Raw genomic sequence first — 16,172 nt, 5'->3', positions numbered from 1 at the left:
CAGAACTGGCCCTATGCGCCGCGTTGAGCGAATCCACTTTGTCGGCATCGGTGGTGCCGGTATGGGGGGTATTGCTGAAGTCCTGCTGGGCGAGGGGTATCAAATCACCGGCTCCGACCTGAGCCGCAATGCCGTCACCGAACGCCTTGAAAGCCTGGGGGCTACCATCTGGCCCGAGCACAAGGCCGAGCAGGTGGACGGCGCCTCTGTGGTGGTGGTATCTACCGCCATCAAGGCCGACAACCCGGAAGTGCTGGCCGCCCGCGAGCGCCGTATTCCGGTGGTGCGCCGCGCCGAAATGTTGGCTGAGCTGATGCGCTTTCGCCAAGGCATCGCCGTGGCCGGTACCCACGGTAAAACCACCACCACCAGCCTGGTATCCAGCCTGCTGTTCGAAGGGGGCCTGGACCCGACCTTCGTTATCGGCGGCAAGCTCAACTCCCATGGCACCAATGCCCGTCTGGGTACCGGCAACTATCTGGTGGCCGAAGCCGACGAGTCCGATGCTTCTTTCCTGCACCTGCAGCCCTTGATGTCGGTGGTGACCAACATCGAGCCGGACCACATGGACACCTACGGTGGCGACTTTGAAAAGCTCAAGGCCACCTTCGTCGATTTCCTGCACAACCTGCCGTTCTACGGCCTGGCGGTACTCTGTATCGACGACGAGGTGGTGCGCAGCCTGGCCACGGCGGAACTGGGCCGCCAGTACATTACCTACGGTTTTGCCGAAGAAGCCGACGTCAAAGGCCGCGACTTCACCCAGAGCGCCAACCAGAGCCGCTTCGTGGTGGAAAGGGCCGGTCACGACCCCTTGCAGGTGACCCTGAACCTGCCGGGGCGCCACAACGCCCAGAACGCCTTAGCCGCCATTGCCATCGCCACCGACCTTGGCATCAGCGACGCCGCCATCCAGGCAGCCCTGGCCAAGTTCCAGGGCATAGGCCGCCGCTTCCAGCACTACGGCGACTTTGCCACCAGTAAAGGCAAGGTGATGCTGGTGGACGACTACGGCCACCACCCCTCCGAGGTGGATGTCACCATCAAGGCCGCCCGCGCCGGCTGGCCCGACAAACGCCTGGTGATGGTGTTCCAACCCCACCGTTACAGCCGTACCCGCGACCTTTACGAAGATTTCGCCGAGGTGCTGAGCCAGGTGGACGCCCTGGTGATGCTGGATGTCTACAGCGCCGGCGAACAACCCATAGCCGGGGCCGACAGCCGCTCCCTGTGCCGTACCATCCGCTCCCGTTCCAAGCTCGAGCCGGTGTTCGTGTCCAGCCTGGACGATGTGCCCAAGGTGCTGCATGAACTGCTGGCGGACGGCGACCTGGTCATTACCCAGGGCGCCGGTAACGTCGGTGGCCTGGCCAAGCGCCTGGCCGACGCCGGCCTGGAGGTGCAAGCATGAGCAAGGTCGCGGTATTGCTGGGCGGCCATTCCGCCGAGCGCGAGATCTCCCTGCTGTCCGGGCAGGCCGTGCTGCGCGGCCTGCTGGCCGGTGGCATCGACGCCCACGCCTTTGACCCGGCCGAGCGCCCCCTGGAAGATTTGCACCGGGACGGCTTCGACAAGGTCTTTATCGCCCTGCATGGTCGTGGCGGTGAAGACGGCACAGTGCAAGGGGCCCTGGAGTGGTTGCAGATCCCCTACACAGGTAGCAGGGTGCTGGGCTCGGCCTTGGCCATGGACAAGGTGCGTACCAAGCAGATCTGGCAAAGCCTGGGGCTGCCCACCGCCGATTTCTGGATCATTCATAAAGGGTTGTTGGATGACCAATTGGCCGCTGATATCATGACCGGCCCGGTGATGGTCAAACCCTCGCGGGAAGGCTCGAGCATCGGCATGAAAAAGGCCAGCACTGTCCAGGAACTCAAGGACGCCGTCGCCGAGGCTGAGGCCCTGGACGATGTGGTGCTGGTCGAGCGCTGGATCAGCGGCCCCGAATTTACTGTCGGTATCCTCGATGGCCAGCCGCTGCCGGTCATTCAGATGAAGACCCCCAACGGCTTCTACGACTACGACGCCAAATACAAATCCAATACCACCCAGTATCTCATCCCCTGTGGCCTGCCAGCCGACCAGGAAGAGGCCCTCAAGGCGATGGCCCTCAAGGCGTTTGACGCCGTGGGCGCCGAAGGATGGGGCCGGGTGGATGCCATGCTCGACGAGCACGGTCAATTCCAGTTGCTGGAAGTGAACACGGTGCCGGGCATGACCGAGAAGAGCCTGGTACCCAAGGCGGCCGCCGCCACAGGGCTGGATTTTTCTACCCTGGTTTGCCGCATCCTGGCCGCAGCGCGTTAAGGGGTGAGGGTGCGCAGTTGGGGCTTCTGGCTGGGCCTGGGCTTTTTTGCCCTGGTGATGGCCGGCTTCGCCGCCGGTGGTGTGTCCCTGTGGCACACCATGCGCGACGAGGGACAGCTGCCGGTGGAGCAGGTGGAGGTAAAAGGGGAGCATCCCCATACCCCGGCAGGCGACATCCGGGCGGTGCTGACCCAAAAGCCCCTGGGCAGCTTTTTCACGGTGGACGTGAACGAGGTGCAACAGCGGTTGGAGGCCTTGCCCTGGATTTATCAGGCCTCGGTGCGCAAGGCCTGGCCCCGTAAGCTGCAGATCTTCTTGGTGGAGCAGCAGCCGGTGGCCAGGTGGAACGACCAGGCTCTGCTTAACGCCCAGGGCCAGGTATTCAGGGCCGAGCCGGGCCCCGCTGAGCAAAGCTTGCCCAGGCTTTACGGCCAGGACGACAACGCCAAGGACACCCTGGACGGCTACCGGGGCCTGGCCACCCTCCTGGAGGGCAGTGGTTATCCATTGGCGGCCGCCTGGTTGTCGGCCCGTAACAGCTGGGAGCTGGAACTCAAGGACGGCCTGAAGCTGGTACTGGGCCGGGAAGACACCCTGCGAAGGGTGCAGCGCTTTATCGACAGCTTCCCCTACTTGAAAGGGGAAGCCAGGCAGCCAGCCTACCTGGACCTTCGGTACGACACCGGGTTCGCCGTAGGTTGGCAGGAAGAGGAAAACAAAGAGACGCCATGACCAAGGCTATGGACAGAAAACTTATCGTTGGGCTCGACATCGGCACCTCCAAGATCGTGGCCGTGGTGGGCGAAGTGCTGCCCGATGGCCAGATCAATGTGCTGGGTGTCGGCAACCACGCGTCCCGTGGCATGGACAAAGGTGGCGTCAACGATCTGGACTCCGTGGCCCAGTCGGTGCAGCGGGCCGTAGATGAAGCCGAGATGATGGCAGACTGCCAGGTCAGTGCCGTCTATCTGGCCATTTCCGGCCGCCATGTCCGTTGCCAAAACGAGTCCGGCATGGTGCCCATCAACGATGCCGAAGTGTCCCAGGACGACGTGGATGCGGTGATCCACACCGCCAAGTCGGTACAGATCCCCGAAGGGCGCCGCATTCTCCATGTGCTGCCCCAGGAGTTTGGCATCGACTACCAAGAAGGCATCAAGAGCCCCATCGGCATGAGCGGGGTGCGCCTCACGTCCAACGTGCACCTGGTGACCTGCGCCAACGACATGGCCCGCAACATCATCAAGTGCGTGGAACGCTGCGACCTGCGTGCCGACCAGCTGATCTTCTCGGCCCTGGCTTCCAGCTATGCGGTGCTCACCGACGACGAAAAAGAGCTGGGTGTCTGCGTGGTGGACATGGGCGCCGGCACCATGGATATGGCGGTCTACACCAACGGTGCTCTGCGCCACACCGCCGTTATCCCGGCGGCGGGCAACCAGGTGACCTCGGATATCGCCAAGATCTTTCGCACCCCCTTGAGCCATGCCGAAGAGATCAAGACCCGCTACGCCTGTGCCATCAAGAACCTGGTGAGCAAGGAAGAAAGCATTGAAGTGCCGTCCGTTGGTGGTCGGCCCTCCCGTACCATGAGCCGCCACACCCTGGCGGAAGTGGTGGAGCCTCGGTACCAGGAACTCTTTGAACTGGTACAGGAAGAGCTGCGCAAGAGCGGGCTCGAAGAACAGATTGCCGCCGGTATAGTACTGACCGGCGGTACGGCCCAGATGGAAGGTGCCATTCAGTTCGCTGAAGAGATCTTCCAGATGCCGGTGCGGCTGGGTATGCCGCTGCCGGTCAAGGGCCTCAACGACTACGTGGCCGACCCTCGTTTTGCCACCGCCATGGGACTGTTGCACTACGGCAAGGATGACAGTGCAGGTCGCAGGGCGGATCGGATCTCAGTGGGGGAAGGGGTCAGTAGCCTTTGGAGCAAGCTGCAGAGCTGGTTCAAGGGAAATTTTTAAGGACAGAACGGCAGACGATTGGAGACTGAACTCATGTTTGAATTTGTCGATGGCCATACCGATGAGGCCGTAATCAAAGTCATCGGCGTTGGTGGTGGCGGCGGTAACGCTGTACAGCACATGGTGGAGCAGACCATTGAAGGGGTCGAATTCATCGCCGCCAACACAGACGCCCAGGCGCTGAAGAATTCCAACGCCCACGTCACCATCCAGCTCGGGTCCAGCGTGACCAAGGGCCTGGGTGCCGGTGCCAATCCCCAGGTGGGCCGCCAGGCCGCCGAGGAAGAGCGCGAGCAGATCCGCGAAGTGCTGGAAGGGGCCGACATGGTCTTTATCGCCGCTGGCATGGGCGGTGGTACCGGTACCGGTGCGGCGCCCATAGTGGCGGAAGTAGCCAAAGAACTGGGTATCCTGACCGTGGCTGTGGTGACCAAGCCTTTCCCCTTCGAGGGCAAGAAGCGCATGGCCTTTGCCCAGGAAGGGATCGCCCAACTGGAAGCCAATGTCGATTCCTTGATCACCATCCCCAATGAGAAGCTGCTCAAGGTGCTTGGCAAATCCACCAGCCTGCTGGCTGCCTTCAAGGCCGCCAACGACGTGCTGCTGGGTGCCGTCAAGGGCATTGCCGAACTGATCACCCAGCCGGGTATGATCAACGTCGACTTCGCCGACGTGCGCACCGTGATGAGCGAGATGGGTAAAGCCATGATGGGCTCCGGCGTCGCCAAAGGCGAAGACCGCGCCCAGGAAGCGGCCGAGCTGGCTATTTCCAGCCCGCTGCTCGAAGACGTGGATTTGGCCGGTGCCCGAGGCATCCTGGTCAACATCACCGCCGGTATGGACTTGACCATCGAAGAGTTCGAGACCGTGGGTAACGCGGTGCAGGGCTTTGCCTCCGAGCAGGCTACCGTGGTGGTGGGTACCACCATCGACCCGGAGATGCAGGACGAGATCCGCGTCACCGTGGTGGCCACCGGTATCGGCGGCTCCGAGCGCAAGCCGGAAATCACCCTGGTGCAGAAAAACCCGGAACCGGTTCGCCCCAGCTTCCCGCAACCCAGTGGTGACGGCACCCATGGCCGCCCCATGCCGGCTCAGGCCCAGCCGCAACCGGCGCCGGCCCCGCAGCCAGAGCTGCGTAAGCAGGAAGAAGCGGTGGCAGCGCCCAAGCGCAAGAGCCAAGCTGACCTGGATTACCTGGATATTCCGGCCTTCCTGCGTCGTCAGGCGGACTGAACCCGGGTACTGTAAGGGTAAGGCCAGGCAATATGCGCAATCTTTGCGCTATTGTCCTGGTGGCTTTTCCTTCAGTTTTTGGTTAAATGGTCGCATTAGTGGTATACTGCTGCACCTTTTTGAACAGGTAGGGCCAGTTAAGCTGGCGGTTACCCGACTTTAGCGAGGCCACAGATGATTCGGCAACGTACCTTGAAAAGCGCCATTCGCGCGACTGGCGTCGGCCTGCACAGCGGCAATAAAGTGTCCCTGTGCTTGCGTCCTGCGCCTGTGAACACGGGTATCGTCTTTCGCCGGGTCGACCTTGACCCGGTCAAAGAGATCCCGGCTGACGGCCGGCTGGTCCAAGACACCATGCTCTGCACCTGCCTGCACGGTGAAGAGGGCGTCAAGGTCGCCACCATAGAACATCTGTGTGCCGCCCTGGCGGGCCTGGGTATCGATAACCTCTATGTGGAAATCGACTCCCCGGAAATCCCGATCATGGACGGCAGTTCCAGCCCCTTCGTGTTCCTCCTGCAGTCTGCCGGCGTGGAGGAGCAGAATGCCGCCAAGAAATTCATCCGTATCAAGGACGTGATCCGGGTGGAAATGGGCGACAAGTGGGCCGAGTTCCGTCCTTACCAGGGTTTCAAGATGGATGTGGCCATCGACTTCAACCATCCGGCGATGGAAGGGCGCAACCAGCGCCTGGTGATGGATTTCTCCACCACCTCTTTCGTTAAGGAAGTGAGTCGCGCCCGTACCTTCGGCTTTATGAAGGACATCGAGACCCTGAGGGCCAACAACCTGGCCTTGGGTGGCTCCATGGAAAATGCCGTGGTGCTGGACGAGTACAAGATCCTCAACGGTGAAGGCCTGCGCTACGAAGACGAGTTCGTCAAGCACAAGCTGCTGGATGCCGTGGGTGACCTGTACCTGGCCGGCCATTCCATCATCGGTGAATTCCGCTCCTACAAGTCGGGCCATGCCCTGAACAACCTGATGGTCCGCGAGATCCTCGCCCATCAGGAAAAATGGGAACTGGTGACCTTCGAAGACGAAGGGGATGCCTCACCCATTTCCTACCTGTCGCCGGGCTTCAGCCTGGCCTGATTCAGTCTTCCAAGTCTTTCTGGCGGCGCTCACTGAGCGCCGCCAGTCTTTTCAGGCTCTCACTCAGCTTTCCTTCGGTGCTGTCGGCCAGGGCATTAAGCTCCTTGGCGGTACGACTGCTGATGGTCCTTTTATTGGGACTGTATTGGGGCGTCAGCTTTTCGGCTTTGGCCAGGCCCGGGTTGATCCCGAATTCAAGGCTGGTTAGGCTGGGGTCTATTTGCCGCATTTGGCTTAACAACAAGGACCGTTGCAGGCGCAACTGGCTGAGCCAGGCAGCGCTGGCGGCCTCGATCACCAAGATACCGCTACGCAGGTTGGCAACCCGGCTGTGTTTGGCCAGGGGGCCTTGGACCTGCTGCTGGTAAGCCTGCTGCAGGGCATTGAGCCGGGACGCCTTGCGTGACAGCTCAGCCAAGCCAGACAGGCTCTGGCCCAGCAGGTGTTCCAGGGAGCTGGGGTGGTCGGACATAACAAAGGCCTTCACCATGACATTGACCTTCATTATCCATGGCCCAAGCCGGAAACGGCAATGGCAGCTTTCCCTGTGGTTGCTGCTGATGGGGCTGGGGGTGCTGGCGATGTTGCTGTGGAGCCTGGTGCCCAAAGCCGAAGCGCAGCCAGCGGGGCAGGGTGGGCCAAGCCTGGCCGAGGCCCGTTGGCAACAGTTGCAGCAGCAGCTGGCCCAGGTGCAAGGGGAATTGGCCGGTTTGCGGGTTCGCGCCGAGCTGTTGTCCCGGCAGCAGGGCCTGGGGCCCTTGAAACTGGACGACAGCCAAGGAGAACTGGTGCAATTGGACCAGGCCTTTTCGCTACTTGAAAGTTGGCAGGGGCGCCTCCATATGCCTTCCATAGGGCAGCCATTGACCTCCAGTCGCAAGGCCTCCGGCTTTGGCTTCCGCCAGGACCCTTTTACCGGTAAGCGCCGCTGGCACGGCGGCTTGGATATGTCGGCCAAGGCCGGCACCCCGGTGCTGGCCAGCGCAGGGGGTATAGTGACCTTCGCCGGCAGTTATGCCGGCTACGGCTTGCTGGTGGAAATAGACCACGGCGGCGGTATGGTGACCCGTTACGGGCACAACAGCGCCTTGCTGGTGAAAAGGGGAGACAAGATAGCCAAGGGGCAAACCATAGCGCAGGTGGGCCAAAGTGGCAGGGCCACGGGCCCGCACCTGCACTTCGAAGTGCTGGCCATGAACCAGCCCCAGAACCCGGCGCATTTTGTCTATCGCCCTGGCGGGCTTTAAGGAATAATAGCCGGCACCCTAGCCGGGCCACGTATCAGAAAAAGACAGGATTATGTTCACACAACTGCTCACCAAGATCATCGGTAGTCGCAACGACCGCACTATCAAGCGCCTCGGCAAGGTCGTGGCCCAAATCAATGCTATGGAGCCCCAGTTCGAGGCCCTGAACGACGCCGAACTGGGCGCCAAGACCGACGAGTTCCGTGGTCGCCTGGAAAAAGGTGAGTCCCTGGACAGCCTGATGCCCGAAGCCTTCGCCGTGGTGCGCGAGGCCTCCAAGCGGGTCTTTGGCATGCGCCATTTCGATGTGCAGATGATCGGCGGCATGGTGCTGCACAGCGGCAAAATTGCCGAGATGCGTACCGGTGAAGGTAAAACCCTGACCGCCACCCTGCCGGCCTACCTTAATGCCCTGGAAGGGCCAGTGCACGTGGTTACCGTCAACGACTACCTGGCCAAGCGTGACGCTGCCACCAACGGCCCGCTGTTCGAGTTCCTGGGCCTGACCGTCGGGGTCAACGTGCCGGGCATGAACCCCATGGAGAAGAAGGTGGCCTACGCCGCCGACATCCTTTACGGCACCAACAACGAATTCGGTTTCGACTACCTGCGCGACAACATGGCCTTCAGCCCGGCCGAGCGGGTGCAGCGTAAGCTGAGCTTTGCGGTGGTGGATGAGGTTGACTCCATCCTTATCGACGAAGCCCGTACCCCTCTTATTATCTCCGGCCCTGCCGAAGACTCTTCCGAACTCTATCGCCAAATCAACACCATAGTGCCTAATCTCAAGCGCCAGGCCGAAGAGGACAAGGAAGGCGAGATAGGTGACGGCGACTTCACCATCGATGAAAAGGCCAAGCAGCTGCACCTGACCGAAAACGGCCAGGTACACATCGAAGAGATCCTCAAGGAAAAAGGCCTGCTGGGCCAAGACGATAACCTGTTCAGCGCCGGCTCCATCAGCCTGCTGCACCACGTCAATGCCGCCCTGCGTGCCCACCACCTGTTCAACAAGGACATCGACTACATCGTTGCCGACGGCGAAATCGTCATCGTTGACGAGCACACCGGCCGTACCATGCCGGGTCGTCGTTGGTCCGAAGGCCTGCACCAGGCGGTGGAAGCCAAAGAAGGGGTGAAGATCCAGAACGAAAACCAAACCCTGGCTTCCATCACCTTCCAGAACTATTTCCGCCTCTACGACAAGCTGTCCGGTATGACCGGTACCGCCGACACCGAGGCCTTCGAGTTCAATCATATTTACGGCCTGGAAACGGTAGTGATCCCCACCAACAGGCCCATGGTGCGCCAGGATCTGCCTGACCAGGTTTACCTCTCCGCCGAGGAGAAGTACGAAGCCATCATCAACGACATCAAGATCCAGCGCGACAAGGGTCGCCCCAGCCTGGTGGGCACCATCTCCATCGAGTCCTCGGAACTGCTGTCCAGGCTGATGAAAAAAGAAGGCATCCCCCACCAGGTACTGAACGCCAAGTACCACGCCATGGAAGCCGATATCGTCGCCCAGGCCGGTCAGCCCGGCGCCGTGACCATCGCCACCAACATGGCTGGCCGTGGTACCGACATCATCCTCGGCGGTAACTGGCAGTCGGAAATCGACAAGCTGGAAGAGCCGACCCAGGAGCAGATCGACGCCATCAAGGACAAGTGGAAACTCAGCCACCAACAGGTGCTGGATGCCGGCGGCCTGCACATCATCGGCACCGAGCGCCATGAATCCCGCCGTATCGACAACCAGCTGCGTGGCCGCTCTGGTCGCCAGGGTGACCCGGGTTCCAGCCGTTTCTACCTGTCCATGGAAGACGCCCTGATGCGGATCTTCGCCTCGGACCGGGTCACCAACATGATGAAGCGTCTGGGCATGCAGCACGGTGAAGCCATCGAGCATCCCTTGGTCAACCGTGCCATCGAAAACGCCCAGCGTAAGGTGGAAGGCCGTAACTTCGATATTCGTAAGCAGCTGTTGGAATACGATGACGTGGCCAACGATCAGCGCCGGGTGATCTACGAGCAGCGCAACGAGATCATGGATAGCGCCTCCATCAAGGAGACTATCGACGCCATCCGTACCGACGTCATCGACAAAACCATCGCCAGCTATATCCCACCCCAGTCCCTGGAGGAAATGTGGGACGTGGACGGCCTGGCCGAACGCCTGCGTGGCGACTTCCATGTAGTGCTGCCGTTGCAGCAGTGGCTGGACGAAGACGACAAACTGGACGAAGAAGGCCTGACCCAGCGTATCCACGAAGCCGTGGAAGGGAGCTACCAGGCCAAGGAAGAGGCGGTAGGCGCCGAGGTGATCCGCCACTTCGAGAAGGCGGTGATGCTGCAGAGCCTGGACGGCCTCTGGAAAGAGCACCTGGCGGCCATGGACCACCTGCGCCAGGGTATTCACCTGCGCGGCTACGCCCAGAAAAACCCCAAGCAGGAATACAAGCGCGAAGCCTTTGAGCTGTTCACCGACATGCTGGAGACCCTCAAGCACGACGTGGTCAGCATCCTCTGTAAGGTAAGGGTGCAGGCCGAGGAAGACGTGGAAGCCGTTGAAGAACAACGTCGCCGCGCCGAAGCCGTGCCTCATCAGTATCAGCACGCCTCCAGCGGCGCCCTCACCGAAGAAGAAGAGGACGCCGAGGTCAGCACCGTGATGCGCGATGGCCCCAAGGTCGGCCGCAACGATCCTTGCCCCTGCGGTTCGGGTAAGAAGTTCAAGCAGTGCCACGGCAAGTTGGTCTGATAACGAATAAAAAGTGGCCCGCAAGGGCCACTTTGGTTTTAGGAGTAGGCAATGAAAAAAGTGGTGCATGTGGCTGTAGGGGTCATCGAAAACGGCCGGGGTGAGGTCTATGTCACCAAGCGCCTGGACCATCAGCACCAGGGCGGCAAATGGGAATTCCCCGGCGGCAAGGTGGAAGACGGGGAGTCATTGCTCCACGCCCTGGACAGGGAGCTCAGTGAAGAAATCGGTATCAATGTGGTAGCGGCCGAACCCCTGGTGCTGGTGGAGCACGATTACGGTGATAAGGCGGTCAAACTGGATGTCTGGCTGGTGCGGGGCTTTGTGGGCCAGCCCAAGGGCCTGGAGGGCCAGGAAGGGCGCTGGGTTCACGCCAGGGACTTAGACAGCCTCACCTTCCCCGACGCCAACGGGCCTATCATCAAAGCGGTACAGGCCCTTTACTGAGGTGACTATGGAACTGCTCTGCCCCCACTGTCAGCAACTGAACCGGGTACCCCAGGACCGCCTGGGCGAGGGACCCAAGTGTGGCGCCTGTAAAAAAGCGCTGCTGGACGGCAGCCTGATGCAGCTGGATGATGGCAGCCTGGCCCGGGCCCTGGAACGCCATGGCCTGCCGCTCCTGGTGGACTTCTGGGCAGATTGGTGCGGCCCCTGCAAGATGATGGCACCGGCCTTTGCCGAGGTGGCCAAGGACTTTGGCGCTACCTTGAGCTTTGCCAAGGTGGACACGGCGCAGGCGCCTCAGGCCAGCAGCCGCTTTGCCATCCGTTCTATTCCCACCCTGATCCTCTTCCAACATGGCCAGGAGCAGGCCCGGATAAGCGGTGCGCTCAGTGCCCTTCAACTGCGCCAGTGGCTGGCCAGCCATAAGCCTGATCTGCGCTAAGGTTTATTTAAGCTCTCTGGGCCATGCTTGGGCCTTGTCCAGGGAGGAATCATGCTGCGAAACACCCCATCTCAATACGGCCTGGTGGCCAGGCTGCTGCATCATCTGATGGCCCTGTTGGTGCTGGGCCTCTTTCTGCTTGGACTGGTGATGGACCTGCCGGAAAAAGGCGGTGCCCTGGCCTCGGCCTTAAAGGCCCTGCATCTTAACCTGGGCACCCTGGCCATGCTGCTGCTGATACTGCGCAGCCTCTGGCGCGCCAGCAATCCCATACCCGAAGCCGGCTTATCCGCCCCAAATGCCCGCTGGGCCCATATCGGCCACCTGGCACTCTACGGTGCCATGGCCCTGCAGATGTTGCTTGGGCTGCTTATTTTGCTAAGCCGCAGCCGCGATACGCCCCTGTGGTGGGGGCTGACCTTGCCCGGGGCCGGCTGGTCCTGGCTCCATAAGGCTGCAGAAGAGGCGCACCAGTGGCTTGCCTGGGGGCTGATGGCCCTGGTTGCCGGCCACCTGGTGATGGTGCTGGTGCACAAAGCCAAGGGGGACAGCAGCCAAAGAGGCATGCTGAAGCGGGACTAGGGTCACCAATGGAGGGTGGGCCGGGTCTGCCAAAATCTGTACAATGCCGCGCTTCGTGTTTCGCTAATTTGTACAGGTAACCTGACATGAGCTGGCGCCAGCAGTGGTTTTCCAATCCCCGTGGTGATGTGCTTTCCGGTTTGGTGGTGGCTTTGGCCCTGATCCCGGAAGCCATAGCGTTCTCCATCATCGCCGGAGTCGACCCCAAGGTCGGCCTTTATGCGTCCTTCTGTATCGCCGTGGTGACCGCCTTTACCGGTGGCCGGCCGGCCATGATCTCGGCTGCTACCGGCGCCATGGCCCTGTTGATGACCACCCTGGTCAAGGACCATGGCCTGCAGTACCTGCTGGCAGCCACCCTGTTGACCGGTGTCTTTCAAATCATCGCCGGCTGGTTGCGCCTGGGTGAGCTGATGCGTTTTGTGTCCAGGGCTGTGGTCACCGGCTTCGTCAATGCTCTGGCGATCCTCATTTTCATGGCCCAACTGCCGGAGCTGACCAATGTTACCTGGCCGGTCTATGCCATGACCGCCGGCGGCCTGGCCATCATTTACCTCTTCCCCTACGTCACCAAGGCGGTGCCGTCGCCCCTGGTGTGCATTCTGGTGCTGACCGCCCTGTCCCTGTACCTGGGCTTGGATATCCACACCGTCGGTGACATGGGGGCACTGCCCGACAGCCTGCCGGTGTTCCTGCTGCCCGATGTGCCGCTGAATTTCGAGACACTGGCCATCGTTGCCCCCTACTCACTGGGCCTTGCGGTAGTGGGCCTGCTGGAGTCGATGATGACCGCCACCATAGTGGACGATTTTACCGACACCGAGTCCGACAAGAACCAGGAGTGCCGTGGCCAGGGCTACGCCAATATCGTTGCCGGCCTGTTTGGCGGCATGGCCGGTTGCGCCATGATTGGCCAGTCGGTCATCAACGTGAAATCCGGTGGCCGTACCCGCCTTTCCACCCTGGTGGCCGGGGTCTTCCTGCTGATCCTGGTGGTCTTTTTGGGTGACTGGGTCGCCCGTATTCCCATGGCGGCCCTGGTGGCCGTGATGATCATGGTGTCCATCGGTACCTTCAGTTGGGCGTCCATCCGCGACATCCGCAAGAACCCGCCCAGCGCCACCCTGGTGATGCTGGCGACAGTGGTGATGGTGGTGGCCACCCACAACCTGGCCAAAGGGGTCTTTGTGGGGGTACTGCTGTCCGCCTTGTTCTTTGCCAGCAAGGTCGGCAAAGTGCTCTTTGTAGGCAGTCGCCAGCAAGGGGATGTACGCGAGTATCAGGTGGTGGGACAGGTGTTCTTCGCTTCGGCCGATGCCCTGGTGAAAAAATTCGACTTCAAAGAAGCAGTCGGCAAAGTACACATCGACGTCAGCCAGGCCCATTTCTGGGATCTCACCGCCGTAGCGGCCCTGGACAAGGTGGTGCTCAAACTGCGCCGCGAAGGGGCAGAAGTAGAAGTGCTGGGCCTGAACGAAGCCAGCGCTACCCTGATGGACAAATTCGCAGTGCATAATAAGCCAGAAGCCGTTGGTAAATTGACGGGACACTAAGGAAAGCGCATGACTACAGACGTAATGGCCTGCCTGGACGGCTCTGAACATAGCCAGGCCGTTTGCCAGTATGGAAGCTGGGCGACTGGCCAGCTCCAGGCTCCTTTGACCCTGCTGCATGTGTTGGAGCACCATCATGGCCTCCATGGCGGCGATTTTAGCGGTGCCATTGGCCTGGGCGCCCAAGAAGCCCTCATCGAAGAAATGGCAAGGCTGGACGAAGCCCGGTCCAAGTTGGCCATGGAGCAGGGCCGGCAGATGCTGGAAGGAGCCAAGGCCAGCCTGGCTGGTGTGGGGCTTGGGGATATTCAGGTACGCCAGCGCCATGGCGAGCTGGTAGCCAGCCTCAAGGAGCTGGAAGACCAGACCCGGCTTTGGGTCATGGGCAGGAGCGGCGCCGGTGCCCAGGGCGACTTGGGCCTGCACGTGGAAAGGGCTGCCCGAGGCTTGAGCAAGCCGCTGCTGCTGGTACCCGGCGCTTTCAAAACACCTCAATCGGTGCTGATTGCTTTCGACGGCTCACCTACCACCCGCAAAGCGCTGGAGCTGGTGGCCAAAAGCCCCCTATTCAAGGGACTGCCCTGTCATGTGGTGATGGTAGGGGATAACAGCGAAGACCAGCAGGTACAGCTTAAGTGGGCTCTTAGCCAGCTTAATCTGGAAGGACACCAGGCCCAGGGCACTATCATCGCCGGTGAAGTGGAAAAGGTACTGACCCAGTATCAGCAGCAACAGGAGATTGACTTGATGGTGATGGGGGCCTACGGCCATTCCCGCATTCGCCAGTGGCTGCTGGGTTCCACCACCAACGCCATGCTGCGGGCCAGCAATGTGCCCATACTGTTGATGCGCTAAAAAACGCGGCCCTTGGGCCGCGTTTTTTGTCAGAGGATACGCATGGAAAGGTCGATGGCCGTCACATGCTTGGTCAAGGCGCCACTGGATATGAAATCCACGCCGGTGGCGGCGATGGCGGCCAGGGCCTGGTCGGTCACATTGCCGGAAACCTCCAACTTGGTGGCCGGGCGCTGCTGGTCACGGAGGGCCACGGCGCTGTACATATCTTCATAGCTGAAGTTATCCAGCATGATGATATCGGCTTCTGCTGCCAGGGCCTCTGCCAACTCGCCCATATTCTCCACTTCCACTTCCACTTTCTTGCCTGGGGCAATACGGTGGGCTTCACCAACGGCATTGGCAATAGAGCCGGCGGCCAGTATGTGGTTTTCCTTGATCAGGAAGGCGTCAAAAAGACCTATGCGGTGGTTAACACCGCCACCGCAGGTTACGGCGTACTTTTGTGCCAAACGCAGGCCAGGCACCGTTTTACGGGTGTCCAGCAGCCGGGTCTGGGTGCCTGTGAGCTTGTCGGCGTAAAACCGGGTAACAGTGGCAGTGCCGGACAGCAATTGTACGAAGTTAAGGGCGGTGCGCTCACCGGTCAGGAGCTGCCTGGCAGGCCCTTGCAGGGTAAAGAGGGTAGCACCGGCTTCGACCCGCTCGCCGTCTGCCACCAGAAAGTCCAGCTGCACGTCACCACCCAGGGCCTTGAAGGTTTCTTCTACCCAGGCCTTGCCGCAAAAGACCATAGGCTCGCGGGTAATGACGCGGGCCTGTTTTACTTCATCTGCTGGCACCAACAGGGCAGTAATGTCACCCCCTGCGTCCACGCTGCCACCCAGATCTTCTTGCAGGGCCGCAGCCACCTGCTTGGCAATATCCTGTTGCAGAGCCATCTGTTACCGCTGTTCTATCCCAAAAGACAAGACCGCTATTCTACCGCCAAGGGGCACCAAGCCAAAAGGTTGCGTGTTGTAACTTATGTGAAACAGTGACCAGGGGTGACGGTGGTGCAGGCTTTTTTCTGGAAACATAAAGCATTTTACGCACTTAGCTAAGCGGTGATGCTCTGGTTGGCCTGGTTGGCTTGCCTGAGGATCCCCCAAGCCTTGACATAGGCAACAAAATTTTGACAAGCCCCTTGGCGAAAGCCGCATCGGGCGTTAATAATTGGTTCAGCCCTGCTTGCGGGCACCTTAACAAAACAAAGTTGTAGAAGAGGGGATTTACCATGAAGAAACAACAAGGCTTTACCCTGATCGAACTGATGATCGTGGTCGCGATCGTAGGCATCCTGGCTGCCATCGCGCTGCCTGCTTATCAGAACTACACCAAAAAATCGCGTTTTGCTGAGGTCGTAGCATCCACTGGTGCGATCAAAACTCAGATAGAGGTGTGCACCCAGACTGGCGAAACAGTTTTGGCATCCTGTGCGACTGGCCCGCTGATTGCTGGTGCCACCGGCGCTCAGTACGTTAATGGTATCACCGTAACTGGTTCAATGACTGCGCCAGTGATCACCGCTACAGCAGCAAACGCAGGTGGTTTGAGCACTTCTGACCAATATATTTTGACAGGTGCAGCCAGTGCTGGTGCCGTTACCTGGACTAAGGGTGGTAGTTGCGTAGCTAACAACCTGTGCTAAAAGCGATGGATGAGAGGAGGGTTTCTTACCCTCCTCTTGCCACTTGCTTC

The 16,172-nt window shown here is 60.5% G+C and carries 16 protein-coding genes; 14 read left to right on the top strand and 2 right to left on the bottom strand.

Going from position 1 to position 16,172, the window contains the following annotated elements; all coding sequences use genetic code 11:
• The first annotated feature begins 13 nt into the window (after positions 1–13).
• The 6 genes from murC (at position 14) to lpxC (ending at position 6,605) form a co-directional block, all read left to right on the top strand.
• A complete protein-coding gene (murC, locus tag B3C1_RS12490; protein WP_008485222.1) occupies positions 14–1,411 on the top strand; it encodes a UDP-N-acetylmuramate--L-alanine ligase in 1,398 nt (465 codons plus the stop codon).
• Positions 1,408–2,307 carry a D-alanine--D-alanine ligase gene (locus tag B3C1_RS12485; protein ID WP_008485221.1) on the top strand — a complete coding sequence of 300 codons (900 nt, stop codon included), beginning with the start codon at positions 1,408–1,410 and terminating at the stop codon, positions 2,305–2,307. The genes murC and B3C1_RS12485 overlap by 4 nt, the downstream gene beginning before the upstream one ends.
• 9 nt (positions 2,308–2,316) lie before the next feature.
• Positions 2,317–3,039: a cell division protein FtsQ/DivIB gene (locus B3C1_RS12480; RefSeq protein WP_008485220.1), complete on the top strand. Its 723-nt coding sequence runs from the start codon at positions 2,317–2,319 to the stop codon at positions 3,037–3,039.
• Positions 3,036–4,274 (top strand): cell division protein FtsA, encoded by a 1,239-nt coding sequence (gene ftsA / locus B3C1_RS12475; RefSeq protein WP_008485219.1) that lies wholly within the window; start codon positions 3,036–3,038, stop codon positions 4,272–4,274. Before B3C1_RS12480 ends, ftsA begins: the two co-directional genes overlap by 4 nt.
• 33 nt (positions 4,275–4,307) lie before the next feature.
• Positions 4,308–5,510 (top strand): cell division protein FtsZ, encoded by a 1,203-nt coding sequence (gene ftsZ, locus B3C1_RS12470; RefSeq protein ID WP_008485216.1) that lies wholly within the window; start codon positions 4,308–4,310, stop codon positions 5,508–5,510.
• A gap of 174 nt (positions 5,511–5,684) precedes the next feature.
• Positions 5,685–6,605 carry a UDP-3-O-acyl-N-acetylglucosamine deacetylase gene (gene lpxC, locus B3C1_RS12465; protein ID WP_008485215.1) on the top strand — a complete coding sequence of 307 codons (921 nt, stop codon included), beginning with the start codon at positions 5,685–5,687 and terminating at the stop codon, positions 6,603–6,605.
• Between the two features lies 1 nt (position 6,606).
• Here the strand turns inward: lpxC and B3C1_RS20450 are convergent, their stop codons facing one another.
• A complete protein-coding gene (locus tag B3C1_RS20450; protein WP_192813377.1) occupies positions 6,607–7,077 on the bottom strand; it encodes a DUF721 domain-containing protein in 471 nt (156 codons plus the stop codon).
• Positions 7,078–7,093: 16 nt separating this feature from the next.
• Here B3C1_RS20450 and B3C1_RS19430 point away from each other — a divergent pair, with 16 nt between their 5' ends.
• The 7 genes from B3C1_RS19430 (at position 7,094) to B3C1_RS12425 (ending at position 14,492) form a co-directional block, all read left to right on the top strand.
• A complete protein-coding gene (locus tag B3C1_RS19430) occupies positions 7,094–7,852 on the top strand; it encodes a M23 family metallopeptidase (protein WP_008485213.1) in 759 nt (252 codons plus the stop codon).
• Between the two features lie 52 nt (positions 7,853–7,904).
• Complete coding sequence (secA, locus tag B3C1_RS12450) at positions 7,905–10,613, top strand: preprotein translocase subunit SecA (protein ID WP_008485212.1); 2,709 nt, start codon at positions 7,905–7,907, stop codon at positions 10,611–10,613.
• Between the two features lie 51 nt (positions 10,614–10,664).
• On the top strand, positions 10,665–11,060 hold the full coding sequence (gene mutT / locus B3C1_RS12445) for an 8-oxo-dGTP diphosphatase MutT (RefSeq protein ID WP_008485210.1): 396 nt from the start codon (positions 10,665–10,667) through the stop codon (positions 11,058–11,060).
• A gap of 7 nt (positions 11,061–11,067) precedes the next feature.
• Entirely contained in the window at positions 11,068–11,502 is a 435-nt protein-coding gene (gene trxC, locus B3C1_RS12440; protein ID WP_008485209.1) for a thioredoxin TrxC, read from the top strand.
• A gap of 51 nt (positions 11,503–11,553) precedes the next feature.
• Positions 11,554–12,084: a cytochrome b gene (locus tag B3C1_RS19425; RefSeq protein ID WP_008485208.1), complete on the top strand. Its 531-nt coding sequence runs from the start codon at positions 11,554–11,556 to the stop codon at positions 12,082–12,084.
• A gap of 86 nt (positions 12,085–12,170) precedes the next feature.
• The gene (locus tag B3C1_RS12430) at positions 12,171–13,637 is read left to right on the top strand and encodes a SulP family inorganic anion transporter (RefSeq protein WP_008485207.1); all 1,467 of its coding nucleotides are present in this window, start codon (positions 12,171–12,173) and stop codon (positions 13,635–13,637) included.
• Between the two features lie 9 nt (positions 13,638–13,646).
• On the top strand, positions 13,647–14,492 hold the full coding sequence (locus B3C1_RS12425; protein WP_035482066.1) for a universal stress protein: 846 nt from the start codon (positions 13,647–13,649) through the stop codon (positions 14,490–14,492).
• A 29-nt stretch (positions 14,493–14,521) separates the two neighbouring features.
• On the opposite strand, the gene nadC is transcribed toward B3C1_RS12425, so the two are convergent.
• The gene (gene nadC, locus B3C1_RS12420; RefSeq protein WP_008485203.1) at positions 14,522–15,373 is read right to left on the bottom strand and encodes a carboxylating nicotinate-nucleotide diphosphorylase; all 852 of its coding nucleotides are present in this window, start codon (positions 15,371–15,373) and stop codon (positions 14,522–14,524) included.
• A 335-nt stretch (positions 15,374–15,708) separates the two neighbouring features.
• On the opposite strand from nadC, the gene B3C1_RS12415 reads away from it, so the two are divergent.
• Entirely contained in the window at positions 15,709–16,122 is a 414-nt protein-coding gene (locus B3C1_RS12415; RefSeq protein WP_008485202.1) for a pilin, read from the top strand.
• The last annotated feature ends 50 nt before the right edge of the window (positions 16,123–16,172 follow it).

Source organism: Gallaecimonas xiamenensis 3-C-1 (genome assembly GCF_000299915.1).
Classification (GTDB): Bacteria; Pseudomonadota; Gammaproteobacteria; order Enterobacterales; family Gallaecimonadaceae; genus Gallaecimonas; species Gallaecimonas xiamenensis.
This window is presented reverse-complemented; position numbering and strand designations above follow the sequence as displayed.